This is a genomic window from Salinivibrio sp. MA427 (genome assembly GCF_001996115.1).
Lineage (GTDB): Bacteria > Pseudomonadota > Gammaproteobacteria > Enterobacterales > Vibrionaceae > Salinivibrio > Salinivibrio costicola.
In genome coordinates this window covers 20,770-38,484 of record NZ_MUFH01000002.1, presented here as the reverse complement: position 1 = coordinate 38,484, position 17,715 = coordinate 20,770, and the positions used below count along the sequence as shown (strand labels likewise).

The following is a 17,715-nucleotide window of genomic DNA, read 5'->3' as shown; positions in this document are numbered from 1 at the left end:
TACCCGAGAGCCAACCCTAATCAGATAAAGGCAAACGCGTCTGAGTAGAGATGATCACGACTCACGCCGCGCTCTTTGCAGAACATATCACGTGCCACGCCTGCCATTTCAAAGCGCCCGGCAATATAGATATCGTAGGCGCCGAGGCTAACAAAATCTTCCATCACCGCTTCTAATACATTCCCTACTTTGCCTCGCCATTCGCCTTCCGCCTGTTCAACCACAGGCATAAAGGTAATATTGCGATGCGATTCAGACAGTGCTTGCAGCTCGTCATGCGCGTAAAGCTGGCACGGGTTGCGTGCCCCCCAATAAATAAAGATCGGAGACTGTATTCCTTGATTAATACAGTGATCGACCATGCTGCGAACATACGAAAAACCGGTTCCGCCGGCAATCAACAGCAAGGGACGCTCACTCTCACGCAACCAGGCATCGCCGGCCGGTTCGGTGATTTCAAAGCTCGCTTCACCGCTTTCTAGCACGGCTTTGGCTTTTTCGACCACTTCCAGCGCGAACGGATTTTCATCGGCGGCGCCCACATGGAGCTCGAGCTCACCGCCGTCTTGGCGACATGGACTACTCGCCAGTGAAAACGGGCGTTTATCTTTTTCGCCCATTACCGCCATCACATATTGCCCAGGGTGATAGCTCACCGCCTGCTGAGGCTTTAGGACAATGCGGTAAGTGTGACACGCCAGCGACTCAACGGCGGTCACTTCACATAGTATCGACATTCTGTTCCTCTGTTCGTTTTGCTACAGCCGTTGAGGTTATGAGAGGCGGTATCACTACCGCCTCAGGCTGTGTTTTTATCATTAACGGTGAATGCTAGCGCATACCAACCGGATTAGTCTAAGATCCCTAATTCGTCCCATATCGCATCGACACGTGCGACCACATCCGGGTCTTTCGCGATCGGTGTGCCCCACTCGCGAGCGGTTTCTCCTTGCCATTTATTGGTGGCATCGAGCCCCATTTTCGAGCCAACGCCAACCACTGGCGACGCAAAGTCGAGCGAATCTATCGGTGTATTTTCCACCATCACGGTGTCGCGCGCGGGATCCATGCGAGTGGTGATTGCCCAAATAACATCATTCCAGTCACGCGCATTCACATCGTCGTCACACACTATCACAAACTTGGTGTACATAAACTGGCGCAAGAAAGACCACACGCCCATCATCACGCGTTTCGCATGCCCTGGGTATTGTTTTTTCATAGTGACCACCGCCATCCGGTACGAGCAACCCTCCGGAGGCAAATAAAAGTCGACAATTTCCGGGAACTGCTTTTGCAAAATGGGCACAAACACTTCGTTCAGGGCTACACCCAGTACGGCAGGCTCGTCCGGTGGCCGCCCCGTGTAGGTGCTGTGATAAATCGGCTTTTTGCGCATGGTCAGATGCGTCACAGTGAATACATGGTGACGCTCTACTTCGTTGTAATAGCCAGTATGATCGCCATAAGGCCCTTCGTCGGCATATTCATTCGGATCGATATACCCTTCCATCACAATCTCGGCACTCGCCGGCACATCCAAATCGTTACTGATGCTCTTTGCCACCTCGGTTTTACTGCCGCGCAACAGCCCTGCAAAGGCATATTCAGACAGGGTATCGGGCACGGGGGTGACGGCGCCGAGAATGGTGGCCGGATCCGCGCCATAAGCAACGCTGATAGGAAAAGGTTCACCCGGATGGGTTTGCATCCAGTCATGCAAATCAAGTGCGCCACCGCGGTGTGCGAGCCAACGCATAATCACTTTGTTTTTGCCGATTTTTTGCTGGCGATAAATACCAAGATTCTGGCGCTTTTTATTCGGCCCGCGCGTAATGGTCAGCCCCCACGTCAGCAATGGCGCCACATCGCCCGGCCAGCAGCGCATCACTGGGATTTTATCCAAATCAACGTCATCGCCGCTAAGCACAACTTCTTGGCAACGCGGACGACGCACGGTCTTGGCGGGCATATTTAACACCTGACGAAACACAGGCAGCTTGTCGAGCGCATCGCGAAACCCTTTAGGGGGCTCAGGCTCTTTTAAGTAGGCCAGCAGTTTGCCGACTTCACGTAGCTCAAGCACATCGTGTCGGCCCATACCGAGCGCCACACGCTTAGGGGTGCCAAACAGATTCGCTAATACCGGCATGTCATACCCGATGGGATTTTCAAACAGAAGGGCCGGCCCGCCCGCTCTTAGGGTGCGGTCGCATATCTCAGTGATCTCTTGGTCAGGATCCACTGGCTGCGTAATGCGTTTAAGCTCACCTTGGGCCTCAAGGTAATCAATAAAATCGCGCAGATCGGAAAGTTTCATATCAGGCTCAATGAGTTAATGGACGCCTCTATGATACCAAGTAAACCGGTATCCGGATCGGTAAAGGGTCGACATTAGCGCGACGACAACGCAGATGCAATGTGCTGGCGGCCAAGGGGGCCAAGCTCGTCACCTAATCCACTTAACCACTCATCTTTTCCAGCTTCGACCAATAATTGTGCCACCTGCTGCCCTTGGCGTAATGATAACTGAGACATCAAAAAGTCAGCGACTGGCGCGGGTAATGGAGAAAGATTCGCCAGTTGTCGAATCGCGGGGCCACGCAGCGATGGGTTATCTGCGGCGGCCATCATTTGTTGCAACGCAAACCCATCATTAGCTCGTTGACGCAAAGCATGCAGTGCATTGAGGCTGTATTGATCGGTACCGCGCCGCCAAAGACGATCATACAGTGCCGGCCGGTCCGTCGCTTGTGCAAGTGCGGCCAAAATCGCGTTATCTGGTAGCCACATTAAGGTGGGATCAGTGAGGTATTGTTCGACCAAATAGGCTAAGCCATCGCTGTCATACTCATCAATCATCGCAACCAATGCATCACGGCGTTGTCGATAACCCGGCTGAGATGGCTTAATCCAGTCAGCAATCACCAATTGGCGATAACTGAGTAACATGCCTAACTCTTGGGTCAGTTGTTGCTCCCGATAACGGTTTAACTGTTGGCGTGCTGCTGCCGCGTAATGGAAGGCAGGGGTCGTGACCCAATAGCCGTCTTGCTGGTGACGTAACAAAAAATGGGGTTGTTGCTGACTCAATTCAGCCAGATAACGTCGCCAATGATCGTTGTTCAGTGGCAAAGGTGAAGAGAGTAAACGGTAGAGTGTCGCTTCACGTGTGAGCGGCGGAAGCTGACGAATATGCGCTTTGAGCGCAGTGACATCGTCTTTCGCGAGCAGAGTAGCCATGGTACGCATGGCTTTAGCCGTGTTCGCGTTATCTAACACCTGTTCAATAAAGGTTTGGGTGACGATCTGACCATCCGCGGCTGGCGCATTAGCCGCCAAGGCCGCCGGGCTCGATAAGCTCATGATCCCAAGCCCTATAGCCAACAGTATCGTACAGTAACGTCTTGCCATCCGTTGCAATCCTATGCCCAGTGTCACGCGTTCGGCGCCACCTTTCCTTGGTCACGTCTATTGTGCGAGCTGGGCCTTGGGTGAGCAATAAAAAAGCACTGCGAATGCGCAGTGCTTAACACTATTGCGTTAGCCGTTACGAGTTTTGTCGCCGCATGGCATCAAAGAACTCATTATTGGTTTTGGACATCGCCAATTTACCAATCAAGAACTCCATCCCTTCAAACTCGCCCATTGGATGCATGATCTTTCTTAAAATCCACATCTTTTGCAGTTCATCGGGTTTGGTAAGTAGCTCTTCACGGCGGGTGCCTGAACGGGTGAAGTCAATGGCAGGGAAAACACGTTTTTCCGCAATCTTACGCGAAAGGTGCAGTTCCATGTTACCTGTCCCTTTAAATTCTTCGTAGATCACTTCATCCATCTTCGATCCCGTATCCACCAGCGCGGTAGCAATGATGGTTAGGCTCCCGCCCTCTTCCACATTACGCGCCGCACCAAAGAAACGCTTAGGACGATGGAGCGCATTGGCATCCACACCACCGGTCAACACTTTGCCCGATGATGGCACAACCGTGTTGTAAGCGCGGGCTAAACGCGTGATCGAATCCAACAAGATCACCACGTCTTTTTTATGTTCAACCAGACGTTTTGCCTTCTCAATCACCATTTCGGCAACTTGCACGTGTCGGTTAGCTGGCTCATCAAAGGTCGAGGCAACCACTTCCCCTTTAACCAGACGCTGCATCTCGGTCACTTCTTCCGGACGCTCGTCAATCAAAAGCACCATCAGTTCGCAATCAGGGTGGTTAAACGCAATGCTCTGAGCAATATTTTGCAGCAACATGGTTTTACCCGCTTTCGGCGGTGCCACAATCAAACCACGTTGGCCTTTACCGATAGGCGATGCCAAGTCGAGGACACGGGCGGTGATGTCTTCGGTAGAGCCGTTACCGCGCTCCATCACCATCCGCTCGCTCGCGTGTAATGGGGTTAAGTTTTCGAAAAGGATTTTACTGCGGGCATTGTCGGGTTTGTCGCTGTTAACTTGGTTAACTTTTAGTAGCGCGAAGTAGCGCTCGCCGTCTTTCGGCGGCCGAATTTTACCCGCGATGGTATCGCCTGTGCGCAGGTTAAAGCGCCGAATTTGGCTGGGCGAGACATAAATATCATCAGGGCCGGCCAAATACGAGCTGTCTGCGCTGCGCAAGAAGCCAAACCCGTCTTGAAGAATTTCCAGCGCGCCATTGCCAAAAATATCTTCACCGCTTTTTGCGTGCTGTTTGAGGATCGAAAAAATAATGTCCTGCTTACGCAAGCGAGCCAGGTTTTCAAGTCCCATGCTTTCGCCAAGCGCAACCAGCGTCGAGACGGGTTGAGTCTTCAGTTCGGTAAGATTCATAGTGGTGAGTGTCTTGTTTGTCAAAGTTGAGGTCTGAAATTAGTTAGCGTGTCGAGACCAGTGGCATGTTCGAGAGATGAACAGAAGTACAAATTCCGTGCAATAAGGTAGCACCTAAATGGGGTATCGTCTAGTTGACAGAAAAACAACCGCCGCTGTGAGGCAGCGACGGTTACTTTAACATTACAGGTTAGCGTCAAGAAACTCTTTCAGTTGAGTTTTTGACACAGCACCAACTTTAGTTGCTGCCACGCTGCCATCTTTAAAGAGTAGCAGTGTTGGGATACCACGGATGCCGAACTTAGGCGGAGTACCTGCGTTCTGGTCAATGTTCAGTTTTCCGATGGTGACTTTACCTGCATACTCCTCGGCGATTTCGTCCAAAATCGGTGCAATCATTTTACATGGACCACACCATTCTGCCCAAAAATCAACCAAAACAGGTCCTGCAGCTTTTAGAACGTCTGCCTCAAAGCTGTCGTCGGTTAGCTGCATAATTTTGTCGCTCATCTTTTACTCCAATACATGTTTTAGTTACTGGCTAAATTGCGACCAGTAAATTATGGGACTATTTGACTGGATTCGCTTCCGTATTGCAAGCCTAAGCTGATATTCTATCCGGATGAAAATGACGCATATCACAGAGCAGAAATTTGCCGAGCTCGGCTTGCACGCCGATGTTCTTAAAGGCTTGGATGCCAAGGGGTTTACTGAATGTACTCCTATCCAGGCATTGGCATTGCCGGTCCTGCTCACCGGCCAAGACATTGCAGGGCAGGCGCAAACAGGGACAGGAAAGACCCTGGCGTTCCTCGCTGCGACGTTTCATCACCTCCTCACGACCGATGTCCCCGCATCGCGTAAACAAAATCAACCGCGTGCCATCATACTAGCTCCTACGCGTGAGTTGGCGATTCAGATCTATAACGATGCTGAACCGCTTTTGGCGAATACCTCAATCACCGCCGGTCTCGCGTATGGTGGTGAAGGTTACGATAAACAGCAACAAACGTTGGAACAAGGGGTTGATATATTAATCGGCACCTGTGGTCGTATCATCGACTTCCACAAAAAGAAAATTATCGACTTGCACAGCATTCAGGCAGTGGTGCTGGATGAAGCCGACCGTATGTTTGATTTGGGCTTTATCAAAGACATTCGCTTTTTGTTTAACCGTATGCCGGCCCCCAACCAGCGCTTAAACATGCTGTTTTCGGCGACCTTGTCCTATCGTGTACAAGAGCTGGCCTTTGAGCACATGACTAACCCTGAACACGTGGTCGTGGAGCCTGAGCAAATCACAGGACATCGGATTAAGGAAGAGCTTTTCCAGCCATCCAACAAAGAAAAAATGCCGCTGCTACAAACCCTCATTGAAGAAGAGTGGCCCGAGCGCGCCATCATCTTTGCCAATACCAAACATCGCTGCGAATCCATTTGGGCCCATTTAGCCGCCGATAATCATCGCGTAGGTCTGCTCACTGGCGACGTCCCTCAGAAAAAGCGGGTTAAAATTTTAGAGCAGTTTACTAACGGCGAACTGGACCTGCTCGTTGCCACCGATGTGGCAGCACGTGGATTACATATTCCTTTGGTTACCCACGTTTTTAACTATGACCTTCCCGATGATGCGCAAGACTATGTCCATCGCATTGGCCGTACAGGGCGAGCCGGCGCCAGTGGCAGCTCAATTAGCTTTGCCTGTGAAGAGTACGCGATAAACTTACCGGCGATTGAAGAGTACATTGAGCACAGTATTCCGGTCAGCGAATTTGATCGTAACGCGCTATTGAAGGATCTGCCGCCGCCAAAGAAAATGGCTAAACGCCCGAACACACAGCGTCGTAGTAACAACAAGAGCGGCAGCAGCAATAATAAAGGCAGCAGCAACAACCGCAACCGGCAGCGCCGCCGTCCACAAAAGTCGGCATAACAGAAAAGAAACATAGGTCAGAGCGCATCATGAGTGGTCACGGAAATACAACATCAACACCGACGCTGTACGCCGCGATTGATTTAGGCTCCAACAGCTTTCATATGCTGGTGGTGCGCCAAGTGGCCGGCAGTGTTCAAACCCTTGCCAAAATAAAGCGAAAAGTACGTCTCGCCGCTGGGATGGATAACCAACAACAGCTCAGCGATGAAGCCATGCAACGCGGCTGGGATTGTTTGGCTCTGTTCGCCGAACGCTTGCAAGACTTTAACACGGACAATATTCGCGTGGTCGCGACCGCTGCGCTGCGCCGTGCCAGTAACGCTGATGCCTTTTTAGCCAAGGCAAATACTTTACTGGGTTACCCTATCGAGATTATCTCGGGCGAAGAAGAAGCGCGCACCATCTATCAAGGGGTGGCGCACACCTCAGGTGGTCCGGGTAAACGCTTGGTCGTCGATATTGGCGGGGCCAGCACCGAGCTGATTATCGGTGAGCAGTTTGAACCGACCTTGTTACAAAGCCTTAATATGGGGTGCGTAACTTTTTTAGAAGACTACTTTGCCGATCGCGTCCTCAACCAAGCCGCTTTTGAGAAAGCGATCGCCGGTGCGAAAGCAGAGTTGGCCCCGTTGGTAGCTCAGTATCGCGAACTGGGGTGGGACTGTTGTGTTGGCGCCAGCGGCACGGTACAAGCGCTGCAAGAAATTATGGTGACCCAAGGGATGGATGAAGTGATCACCTTGGAAAAGCTTCACCGACTGCGCGATCAAGCGATTGCCTGCGGGCAAATGGACGCACTGGATATTGAGGGGTTAACGCTCGAGCGGGCCTTGGTTTTTCCGAGTGGCCTGTCCATCTTGATTGCCATTTTTGAGTGTTTAGAGGTGACTCGCATGACCCTCGCCGGCGGGGCGCTACGTGAAGGTTTGGTGTACGAAATGATGACCGCGATGCGTCACAGTGATATTCGTGCGCGCACCATAGCTAGTATCCAATCCCGCTATCAGCTTGATGAGGACCACGGGATCAATGTGGCTGCGACCGCACTTGAATTACTTCATCAGTGTCCCGCGTCATGGATTCCAGAGCCGGAAGCCGGTAGCCTGCTCCATGCGGCAGCCTGCGTGCACGAAATTGGGTTGAGCATTGGCTTTAAACATGATGGCGACCATGCCGCATATTTAATTACTCATCTCGATTTACCTGGCTTTACCCGTGCACAAAAACAACTGGTTGCCACCTTGTTACGCTATTACCGTGAACAACTGGTATGCATTGATGGCCAACATGCCTTGTCCACCACCAGTGCCAACCGTCTCCTCCGACTACTACGCGTAGCTGTGATTTTATGCCATCGTCGCGACAGTCGCGTTCGGCCAATGATCGGACTCAATGCTGACGGCGACGCACTCACTTTGGCGTTAGATACCACACTGCTTGACGCTAGCCCACTGTTACGCGCGGAGCTAGAGCAAGAGGCGCTGCGTCAATCAAGCCTTGGACAGCCACTCGTCGTGCACGCTCAAGACGCTCACGCTCTATCGCACACACACCTTTAGCAAAACAAAAGGCCCACACCTTGATGGTGTGAGCCTTTTTATCCTTGGCGCTGTCAATCAGCTCAGCGGGCAATTAAGCCGCTGCAATCCCACTATGGCGCAATAACGCCTCAGGGCTTGGCTCGCGACCTCTAAAGCGAACAAACAAGTCTTTCGGTGCTTCACTGCCCCCGCGGCTAAGAATATGGTTTAAGAAGTCTTCACCGGTGTCACGGTTAAAGATCCCATCCTCTTCAAAACGCGAATAGGCATCACTCGAGAGTACTTCAGCCCATTTATAGCTGTAATAACCTGCACTATATCCGCCCGCAAAGATATGCCCAAAAGCATGCGGAAAGCGGTTCCATTCAGGCGTCGGCACCACTGAGACTTGCTCACGCACCGCATTTAGCGTTTCCATGATCCGCGGGCCCACATCCGGATCAAACTCGCTGAATAGACGGAAATCAAACAAACTAAACTCGAGCTGACGCAACATTCCCATGGCTGAGTTAAAGTTTTTCGCCGCGAGCATTTTTTCCAGCATGTCTTCAGGAAGCGCTTCTCCGGTTTGGTAATGCCCCGAAATAAAGCTCAGCGCCTCTTGCTCCCAGCACCAGTTTTCCAAAAACTGACTCGGCAACTCTACCGCATCCCAAGGCACACCATTAATGCCGGAGACATCAGCCACGTCAACTTGCGTCAGCATATGATGAATGCCATGACCAAATTCGTGGAACAGGGTGACCACTTCATCATGGGTAAACAACGCCGGGTCGTCACCCACTGGCGGATTAAAGTTACAGGTTAAGTACGCCACCGGTGTTTGCAGTTCACCGTTCGCTTTGCGACGACGCACCCGGCATTCATCCATCCACGCGCCACCACGTTTATGCTCCCGCGCGTATAAGTCCAAATAGAAGCTGCCACGCAGCGTCCCTTGGCTGTCATGAATATCATAAAAGCGCACACTTTCATGCCACGTGTCGATTCCTTTACGCTCGGTAATCGTCATACCGAACACACGTTTCATCACTTCGAACAAACCATTGAGCACTCGCGCTTCAGGGAAGTATGGGCGAAGTGCCTCATCGGAGATGGTATAACGCGCTTGCTTGAGTTTCTCGCTGTAATACGGAATATCCCAAGGCTCAAGGGTATCGACGCCAAATTCTTGCTTGGCATACGCCTTCACTTCGGCAAACTCGCGTTCACCTTGAGGGCGGGCTTTGTCGACCAAATCATTCAAAAAGCCCATCACTTGGTCTGGTGTTTCTGCCATCTTGGTCGCCAACGACAGTTCGCTGTAGCTATTAAAGCCCAACAAACGTGCCAGTTCGTATTTTAAGCGCAACGACTCATTCATCAGCTCGGAATTATCCCACTGCCCCGCTTGCGGGCCGCGGTCAGAAGCACGCGTGGTAAAGGCTTCATACATTTGTTGACGCAGYGCACGATTATCGCAATACATCATCACAGGCAGGTACGAGGGGACATCCAGGGTAAATAAATAGCCTTGCTGCGATTTTGCCTCTGCTTGCGCTTTCGCCGCCTGGCGCGCGGACTCAGGCAAGCCTGCGAGTTCACTCTCGTCAGAAATCAACTTGGTCCACCCCATGGTGGCATCAAGTATATTATTGCTAAATGAAGAGGAAAGCTCAGACAAACGCATTTGAATGTCACCAAATCGGTGCTGCTGATCCACCGGCAAGGCAATGCCCGAGAGTTCAAAATCTTGCAGCGCATCGGTGATGGCTTTTTGCTGAGCAATCTCTAGGGTCTCGAATTCGGCGCTCTCTTTTATCGCTTTGTATGCTTGATACAAACCTTTGTGCTGCCCGCGCCATGTTGAATACTCAGATAATAACGATAAGCAGCTTTCATAGGCTTCACGCAATGGCTGGCTATTGACCACCGCATTCATATGGCTGACCGGTGACCAGATCCGGCCTAGCCGATCTTCGGCCTCAGTCACCGGTACGCAAACAGTGGCCCAGTTAGCTTGGTCAGTGCCAGCAGCGGCATCGACAGCTTGGCGACAGTCAGCAATAGCGGCTTCCACTGCCGGCTTAACATGCTCAGGCTTAATCGCCGAAAACGGAGGTAAATCCTCAAATTGAAGTAGCGGGTTGGACATAGTGCCTTCCTTTTTGCTGATAAGGTGCTCACGAAGCGAGCCCTAGGAATATATAAACAATACGGTGTATATGCCGTCTCGAGGGGGACTTTTCAATCCTTTGGACTCAAGCAAGTTGTATTGCGAGCGTTACAAAATGATTCTGAGACTGCTGCCTCACTGACGGTTTGGTATGCTAATACTCAGAAGGTCAGAGTGGGTGGCTTTACAAGCGCCACCAAACAGGACAAGCTGACCTCGACATAAAAGCCAGTGGCACCCTGTGCCTATAAGATGGAGAAAGACATGGCGAAGCATTTCGACTATATCTGTATCGGTGGCGGTAGTGGCGGTATTGCCTCTGCCAACCGTGCCGCGATGCACGGTGCTAAAGTCGCCCTTATTGAAGCAAAACACCTAGGCGGCACCTGCGTCAACGTAGGCTGTGTGCCAAAAAAAGTGATGTGGCATGGCGCCCAAGTCGCAGAAGCGCTTAACCTCTACGCGTCAGACTACGGTTTTGATGTGGATGTGAAAGGCTTTAACTGGTCAACACTGGTTAATAACCGTGAAGCCTATATCGGCCGCATCCATAAGGCCTACGACAATGTTTTAGATAAAAACAACATCGATGTCATCCGTGGGTTTGCGCGCTTTGTCGACAACAACACGGTTGAGGTTGATGGTGAGCATTACACCGCCGATAACTTCTTAATTGCGGTCGGTGGCACGCCCACTGTTCCAACAATTCCGGGCGCTGAACTTGGCATCGATTCTGATGGCTTCTTTGCTCTCCCCGAGCAGCCTAAGCGGGTGGCTGTTGTCGGTGCCGGCTATATCGCGGTGGAGATTGCAGGCGTGTTACATGCGCTCGGCTCTGACACCCACTTGTTTGTGCGTAAAGACCGTCCACTACGGACATTCGATCCTATGGTGACAGATACCTTGGTCGAGGTAATGGAAAAAGAGGGGCCAACCCTTCATACCCAGCATGTTCCGGTTTCCGTTACCAAAGAGAACGATGGCAGCCTGACGCTATCATTTGAAAACGGCACCACCCACAATACAGACACCTTGATTTGGGCAATTGGCCGTCACCCCACCACAGATAAAATCAACCTGGGTGCGACGGATGTTCAAACCACGGCAGATGGCTACATCAAAGTCGACCCATACCAAACCACCAGCGTGCCACATATTCACTGTGTCGGCGATATCATGGATGGCGGCATTGAGCTCACCCCTGTTGCGGTGAAGGCGGGACGTTTATTATCAGAGCGCCTATTTAACGGCCAAACGCATGCCAAAATGGACTATGAGTTGGTGCCAACCGTGGTATTTAGCCACCCGCCAATCGGCACCATTGGCTTGAGTGAGCCAGAAGCACGCGCCAAGTATGGCGATGACAATATAAAAGTCTACACGTCGAGCTTTGCGGCCATGTACACCGCTGTTACTCAGCACCGCCAACCTTGCAAAATGAAGCTGGTGTGTGCTGGCGATGAAGAAAAAGTGGTGGGCCTGCACGGGATCGGCTTTACGGTCGACGAGATGATTCAAGGCTTTGCGGTGGCGATGAAAATGGGCGCCACTAAGGCAGACTTTGATAGCGTGGTTGCGATTCACCCGACCGGGTCAGAAGAGTTTGTTACCATGCGCTAAGCCGCGCGAGATAGGTTCATATCAAAACGCCGTGTCGATACACGGCGTTTTTTATGGGGATTCATTGTTTGTTACAGCAATTAGCCTGTCAACTGCGCACAGAAGCGAGCCAAGCCTTCTTTAAGACTCGCCAGTGCCGCCGTGGCTTGATCGGCTTCTCCTTGCTTGGCCGCTTGCTCTAGTGTCAACGCGTTCTGATACAGCTCTAGTGCGGCCAAATTACTGGCACTGCCTTTCATTTTATGCGCTTCTCGGACTAAATCGGCGTAATTAGCCTCCGCTAACTGCCTTTCCATCACCGGAAGCTGTTGCTCGCTTTCTTCAACAAAAATACGGCAGGCCTCGTCAAGAAGCGCCGGACTGTCCATTAACCGACTTAACGCTTCTTCTTTATCCCAAACCGATAGGTCGGCCTTTCCTTGATTGACACTCATGTTGGATCCTTTGTACTGATAGACCTATGCGCCACATGGGCTTTTTGAATACTTTGTAGTCATCTTATTTCTAGCTGTTACTAAGGTTAACCAGCTGCGTTTACCCTGTTGAGGTAGCGGTTAAACTCAGGTCCAATCATGCTCGCTTTTCCCCCAAATCATAACAACAGAAGTGAGTGCAAATCATGATGGATATGTTGCCTTGGCTAATCGTTTCCGGTCTGATTGTTTCAGTCATCACCGGACTATTAACCGTATTGATGGTAAAAGGTCTCGATTAAGTCTGAAAGACTCCATGGTACGCCATGGAGTTTTTGCTTGTCCGCTGTTTATATTGATTTAGGGTTTATCCGACTTAGCCTTCTTTCTGGCCTTTTTATCCGCTTTACCCTTTTTGTCTTTCTTGGCTGCTTTTTGTTTGGCTTTTTTAGCTTTTTTAGCTTTTTTAGCGGCGTGATCAGACGCTTTCTTCGCTTTCTTTTCTTCACCACTCACTAGCGAAATAGGACGACAGACGTAGCCTTTTTCACTCGCGACCCGCGCACATTTACTACAAGCCACGCGTGGCGGTGTGGTGATGATTGCCAAGGAGGATAGGTTAGCTTCAACCTCGCCTCGGCGCCATTTACATAAAGCTTTGGCCACTTACGCCTCCGCGCCTAACGCTGCGTTAATGTACATATCAAAACGGTTTTTCTTGGTGGTGATGGTCGAATGCGGTGGTCTATCCGCTAACGGCGTCGCATAATCCGGCCGCTTAACCACCACGCGACTGCGGGCCAGTTGAAGTGCGGGCAGCAATAAGGCATCTGCATCGCTATCTGCCCCCACTAAAGATTGAAAAACGCGCATCTCTTTTTTCACCAAGGCGGCTTTTTTCTTGTGGGGATACATGGGATCAAGGTAAATCACATCAGGTCGCACCAAACMTGGCATGTTTGCCATGTCAGTCAGTGCTTGCTCACTATTGGCATGCAATAACGTCATCCGTGATTGCATCCATGCACCAATATCGGGGTCCTGATAGGCTCGCTGTAAGCCATCATCAAGCAAGGCGGCAACAACCGGATGCCTTTCTATCATTTGCACGGAGCAGCCTAAAGACGCCAATACGAACGCATCGCGCCCCAGTCCAGCGGTGGCATCGAGTACGCGCGGGGTGATCCCCTTATTGAGCCCAACCGCTTTCGCTATCGCTTGTCCTTTCCCCCCGCCAAATTTACGACGGTGGGCGACCGCACCGCTCACAAAGTCAACAAACACTGCCCCTAATTTAGGTTCATCGCGCTTGCGTAGTTCAAGATGCGTTTGTGTCATTACCAGGGCAAACGATGAATCAGGATCGTGAGTGAGTGACCACTTCGACTTTAGCCTTTCAAATTCTTCGTCTTTTTCAAGAGCGTCACAAATCAAACTGAGTTGCACATCGGATCTCCACAGCTGGGGCTGGTCCGATTATATCAGAGATGGTTTTTTTCCTTCACTGTCTCACGACTGGGACGCCACTTTTTTACCTGATCGCTCAACGGCGCCGGGATACTAAAGTGATAACCTTGGGCATAGTCGATGCCAAGCGCTTTGACTCTGTCCAAGATAGCTGCGTTTTCAACAAATTCAGCCACGGTTTGTTTTCCCATTTGCTTAGCTAAATCATGAATGGCTTTCACCATGGCATAGTCGGTTTCATCAGTCTCAATATCGCGGATAAACTGTCCGTCAATTTTTATAATATCGACCGGTAAACGCTTCAGATAGCCAAACGAAGAAATGCCGGCACCAAAATCGTCTAAGGCGATGGTACAGCCCAGTGCTTTAAGCTGAGAAAACAGATCGATCGCACTGCTCATATTACTGATCGCCGCGGTTTCCGTGATCTCCAGGCAGAGGCACTCGCTGGGAACCTGGGTCTGTTTAATGGCATCAAGGAGAAAAGCAACGAACGCGCTTTGGGTAATCGACCGGCCCGATAGATTAATCGATACCTTGCCCAACTTCGCAATTTGCTCGGGATTCGCATCAAACCAGGCAAGCGTTTTGGTTACCACCACCGTATCCAGTTGATGCGCCATGCTGTAGCGTTCGGCGGCAGGAATAAACATACTAGGAGGTAACCAACCGCCTTTGGTGTCGCGCATTCTGACCAGTGCTTCAATGTAGAGCGTGTCTTGCGCATCTGATTGAATATCCACAATTTGTTGTGCATAGATGTCAAAGCGGTCATGCGCGATCGCCTCATGAATATGGCTGACATAAGCCATTTCTTGCTCTCGGCGTTGCAGCTCTTCATCATCGGGGTGATAAATGTGGAGTCGATTGCGGCCTTCATCTTTAGCGGCATAACACGCTGTGTCTGCTTGGGCATGAACTTGTTGAGGCGAACCCGCGGTACGGTCAAGCAGACGAATCCCCAACGAGCACGCTAAGCGCATCCGGCTGCCATGCCAGAAGAACTCACTGTCAGCAAGCACCGCCAGCAAGGCTCTCCCCCAGATCACTGACTGCTCCGCGGCGTGATGATACGCGATAACGCCAAACTCATCACCACCTAAGCGTGAGAGTACCGCCCCTTCCGGCAAGTGCTGACGGATAATCTGAGCCACTTGTTTTAACGCCTCATCCCCCGCTTCATGGCCCGCGGTATCATTAATTAATTTAAACTGGTCCATATCGATATAGAACATCGCATGGCACTCATCATCTTCTCGAGCTTGTAATAATGCCGCGGCCAGTTTTTGTTCAAAGTAGCTACGGTTGTAGAGACCGGTTAAATAGTCATGATGCGCTTGGTAGGTCAGCTGATTTTCCATTTCTCGGTGCGCGGTAATATCTTCACCCACGACCATTAGCTGAGTTTGATTATGCATAGCGCGGATGGTTTCTCGAACCCATAAGGTGTGTCCATTGCCGGCTCGATACGGAATCTCACGGCGCCAGACTTGCTCTTGGTTATGCTGATCCCGTTTAATCATTCGATGGGGTGGCGCCTGGTCGCTCACATACAACTCAGTGATTTTATGGCCCAGTAAGCACGATTTTTCATGGCCGAATAAATCTGCGGCGTATTGGTTCAGTGACTGGATGCGCGCCTGGTAGTCCACCGTTAACAAAATAACGGGTTGTTGCTCATAGAGCATGCGATATTCAATTTCGCTGCGCTGTAGCTTCTCTTCAGTTTGTTTGCGTTGGGTGACATCTCGCGCTTCAAGTAATACGCGTGGCTGGCCTCGTTCACCGGGAAAGCTTTTCACTGCCACGTCCAAGATCACTTCACGGTGGGCTTCGCTCAAACATAATTCAAACCGCTGAGGCTGAGTGGTTCCAATCTGTTTTAGGTGTTGCTCCAAACTTGCTGGATTACGCCAAATTGGCCACAGCCATAAAGGACGCTCTCCATACGCCTGTCTGTCGGCGATCAGCTGATAAAAGCTGGCATTGCCTGAAACAACGATGCCATTTTGATCCAACAACGCGATCAGTTGATTACTTTGATCAAACACCCCTTTGAGCATCGCCCGGTGACGCATCAACGATGCCTCACTGCGTCGAAGCTGACGAATATTCGCGGCTAGCATGACAATCACGCTTCCCAGCACCAAAACAGCCAAGGCGACCGCTTGCACAGCCACCGGATGAGTTTGCCATATTGGTTCGGGTTGATTGGTGATCGTCACATCATCAAACGCGCTAATATCTAACTGCCAGCGCTTGAGTGCCGGGTAATCAAACATGGTGATATTGGTCCCATCACGTTCGGCGGGTAGCTGACCACTCAGGGTCTTAAGGAGGAGCTTCCCTTGATGGTAGCCTTGATTTTTACCATCTATCACCACGCCGCCGACCACACCCTGACCGAGCATAAAACTCATGGCACCATAGATGGGCACAGGCGTATTGTGAGTGAGCGTTCGGATACCACTGAGTTTATCGAGAAATTGTCCGTTGCTATCCCTAAAATAGGAAAGATAAAACACGGCCTCACCGTCATGCATGGCTTGAATTCTATCGCGTAGTCCCGAAAAGGTGAGACCAGAAAGGCGCACGACGTCGATGCCAGAATCACCGTTTCTGGCCAGTTGCGCTTGCACGACATTCCAGTATTGACGACTCGAGAAGGTATTATCGAGCAACACATAAACGCGCTCTAAACCAGGGTGCAACCGCTTCATTAACGCCAAGTTGCGCGGTAGATCCACTTCCTCTTTGACGCCGGTTAGCTTAGGGAGCAACGGATAATGCTGGCGACCGAAGTTATTCAGGCCCGCGTAAACAACTGGCGTTTCACCAATAAACGCATGTAGCTCATGAATTAACCAAAGTGCGGCATTATCCGTGGTTAAGATCGCATCGAATTGATGGTTCGCTAGCTTTTGGATATAGAGTTTTTTGAGTTGCTCTCGATACGCCTCTGACTGATAACGTTTAATTTCTAGATAAGTATGTTGAAACGCAATGTCTTCTCCCGCGGTGGCAGTATCGAGTCCTTCGACCAGAGCTTGGTTCCAAAAGAAGTTGGGATGATAGGAATGCACCACCAGCACGTTTTTTTGTGCGGCGCTCACACTCAATGCTACCCAGAACAGTAAACCGCCTAAAAGGTATTTGATCCCCACATCTACTTCCTGTTGGTTGATTGGTATCGCACTAAACAACGCGATACCCTACATTAGGTGTTAACCGAACGGTCAAGCAATCGTGTTAACGAAAAACAAGACCTCGCTATAACAAAAAGACGAAAACAATGAACGAATTGCCGAAACTGGATGACCTTGATCGTCGAATTCTTTCTACCTTACTGGATGATGCACGCGTTCCTTACGCAGAAATGGCAAAGCGATTTAATGTCAGCCCTGCCACCGTGCACGTTCGTGTCGAAAAGATGAAAGCCGCTGGCATTATCGAAGGCACCGAGATATTGGTAAATACTAAAAAACTCGGCTATGACGTATGCTGCTTTATTGGTATCAATCTGAAAGCGGCGCGCGATTACCACTCCGCGCTAGAAAAGCTGAACCAACTCGATGAGGTAGTCGAAGCTTACTATACGACAGGGGCCTATAACATCTTCGTGAAGCTGATGTGTCGCTCTATCGAGGAGTTACAGTTTGTATTGATTGATAAACTGCAGGCCATCGATGAGGTCCAATCGACAGAGACACTGATCTCACTACAGAACCCGATCAACCGCAATGTTATCCCTTGAATTTTGTGGGGTA

The 17,715-nt window shown here is 50.8% G+C and carries 14 protein-coding genes; 4 read left to right on the top strand and 10 right to left on the bottom strand.

What is annotated here, in order from left to right:
* Positions 1–20 precede the first annotated feature (20 nt).
* The 5 genes from fre to trxA all read right to left on the bottom strand — a co-directional run bounded on the left by fre (position 21) and on the right by trxA (position 5,326).
* A complete protein-coding gene (gene fre, locus BZG79_RS00475; RefSeq protein WP_021022215.1) occupies positions 21–737 on the bottom strand; it encodes an NAD(P)H-flavin reductase in 717 nt (238 codons plus the stop codon).
* 113 nt (positions 738–850) lie between these two features.
* Positions 851–2,320: a 4-hydroxy-3-polyprenylbenzoate decarboxylase gene (gene ubiD, locus BZG79_RS00470; RefSeq protein ID WP_077461866.1), complete on the bottom strand. Its 1,470-nt coding sequence runs from the start codon at positions 2,318–2,320 to the stop codon at positions 851–853.
* A 74-nt stretch (positions 2,321–2,394) separates the two neighbouring features.
* Complete coding sequence (locus tag BZG79_RS00465) at positions 2,395–3,414, bottom strand: hypothetical protein (RefSeq protein ID WP_199877486.1); 1,020 nt, start codon at positions 3,412–3,414, stop codon at positions 2,395–2,397.
* 136 nt (positions 3,415–3,550) lie between these two features.
* Positions 3,551–4,816 (bottom strand): transcription termination factor Rho, encoded by a 1,266-nt coding sequence (gene rho, locus BZG79_RS00460; protein ID WP_021022212.1) that lies wholly within the window; start codon positions 4,814–4,816, stop codon positions 3,551–3,553.
* Between the two features lie 183 nt (positions 4,817–4,999).
* Positions 5,000–5,326 (bottom strand): thioredoxin TrxA, encoded by a 327-nt coding sequence (gene trxA / locus BZG79_RS00455; RefSeq protein WP_021022211.1) that lies wholly within the window; start codon positions 5,324–5,326, stop codon positions 5,000–5,002.
* A 112-nt stretch (positions 5,327–5,438) separates the two neighbouring features.
* Here trxA and rhlB point away from each other — a divergent pair, with 112 nt between their 5' ends.
* Entirely contained in the window at positions 5,439–6,749 is a 1,311-nt protein-coding gene (gene rhlB, locus BZG79_RS00450; protein ID WP_077461864.1) for an ATP-dependent RNA helicase RhlB, read from the top strand.
* Positions 6,750–6,778: 29 nt separating this feature from the next.
* On the top strand, positions 6,779–8,311 hold the full coding sequence (gene gppA / locus BZG79_RS00445) for a guanosine-5'-triphosphate,3'-diphosphate diphosphatase (protein WP_077773515.1): 1,533 nt from the start codon (positions 6,779–6,781) through the stop codon (positions 8,309–8,311).
* Between the two features lie 73 nt (positions 8,312–8,384).
* Here gppA and prlC read toward each other — a convergent pair whose 3' ends face one another.
* Complete coding sequence (gene prlC, locus BZG79_RS00440; RefSeq protein ID WP_077773514.1) at positions 8,385–10,427, bottom strand: oligopeptidase A; 2,043 nt, start codon at positions 10,425–10,427, stop codon at positions 8,385–8,387.
* Between the two features lie 285 nt (positions 10,428–10,712).
* Between prlC and gorA the strand changes: the two genes are divergently transcribed.
* Positions 10,713–12,068, top strand: coding sequence for a glutathione-disulfide reductase (gene gorA / locus BZG79_RS00435; protein WP_021022207.1), 1,356 nt, complete (start codon positions 10,713–10,715; stop codon positions 12,066–12,068).
* 80 nt (positions 12,069–12,148) lie between these two features.
* Here the strand turns inward: gorA and BZG79_RS00430 are convergent, their stop codons facing one another.
* From BZG79_RS00430 to BZG79_RS00415, 4 genes are all read right to left on the bottom strand, one after another.
* On the bottom strand, positions 12,149–12,502 hold the full coding sequence (locus BZG79_RS00430; protein WP_077773513.1) for an Hpt domain-containing protein: 354 nt from the start codon (positions 12,500–12,502) through the stop codon (positions 12,149–12,151).
* A 339-nt stretch (positions 12,503–12,841) separates the two neighbouring features.
* On the bottom strand, positions 12,842–13,147 hold the full coding sequence (locus tag BZG79_RS00425) for a hypothetical protein (RefSeq protein WP_077660399.1): 306 nt from the start codon (positions 13,145–13,147) through the stop codon (positions 12,842–12,844).
* Positions 13,148–13,927: a class I SAM-dependent methyltransferase gene (locus tag BZG79_RS00420; protein ID WP_077773512.1), complete on the bottom strand. Its 780-nt coding sequence runs from the start codon at positions 13,925–13,927 to the stop codon at positions 13,148–13,150. It abuts the gene before it with no gap.
* A 35-nt stretch (positions 13,928–13,962) separates the two neighbouring features.
* Positions 13,963–17,151, bottom strand: coding sequence for a bifunctional diguanylate cyclase/phosphodiesterase (locus BZG79_RS00415; RefSeq protein ID WP_242414111.1), 3,189 nt, complete (start codon positions 17,149–17,151; stop codon positions 13,963–13,965).
* An 89-nt stretch (positions 17,152–17,240) separates the two neighbouring features.
* Here BZG79_RS00415 and asnC point away from each other — a divergent pair, with 89 nt between their 5' ends.
* The gene (gene asnC / locus BZG79_RS00410) at positions 17,241–17,702 is read left to right on the top strand and encodes a transcriptional regulator AsnC (RefSeq protein ID WP_021022202.1); all 462 of its coding nucleotides are present in this window, start codon (positions 17,241–17,243) and stop codon (positions 17,700–17,702) included.
* Positions 17,703–17,715 lie beyond the last annotated feature (13 nt).

Excerpts from the sequence above, each read along its gene's own strand:
- fre (WP_021022215.1), bottom strand. The coding sequence starts at position 737 with ATGTCGATACTATGTGAAGTGACCGCCGTTGAGTCGCTGGCGTGTCAC.
- ubiD (WP_077461866.1), bottom strand. The coding sequence starts at position 2,320 with ATGAAACTTTCCGATCTGCGCGATTTTATTGATTACCTTGAGGCCCAA.
- BZG79_RS00465 (WP_199877486.1), bottom strand. The coding sequence starts at position 3,414 with ATGGCAAGACGTTACTGTACGATACTGTTGGCTATAGGGCTTGGGATC.
- rho (WP_021022212.1), bottom strand. The coding sequence starts at position 4,816 with ATGAATCTTACCGAACTGAAGACTCAACCCGTCTCGACGCTGGTTGCG.
- trxA (WP_021022211.1), bottom strand. The coding sequence starts at position 5,326 with ATGAGCGACAAAATTATGCAGCTAACCGACGACAGCTTTGAGGCAGAC.
- rhlB (WP_077461864.1), top strand. The coding sequence starts at position 5,439 with ATGAAAATGACGCATATCACAGAGCAGAAATTTGCCGAGCTCGGCTTG.
- gppA (WP_077773515.1), top strand. The coding sequence starts at position 6,779 with ATGAGTGGTCACGGAAATACAACATCAACACCGACGCTGTACGCCGCG.
- gorA (WP_021022207.1), top strand. The coding sequence starts at position 10,713 with ATGGCGAAGCATTTCGACTATATCTGTATCGGTGGCGGTAGTGGCGGT.
- BZG79_RS00430 (WP_077773513.1), bottom strand. The coding sequence starts at position 12,502 with ATGAGTGTCAATCAAGGAAAGGCCGACCTATCGGTTTGGGATAAAGAA.
- asnC (WP_021022202.1), top strand. The coding sequence starts at position 17,241 with ATGAACGAATTGCCGAAACTGGATGACCTTGATCGTCGAATTCTTTCT.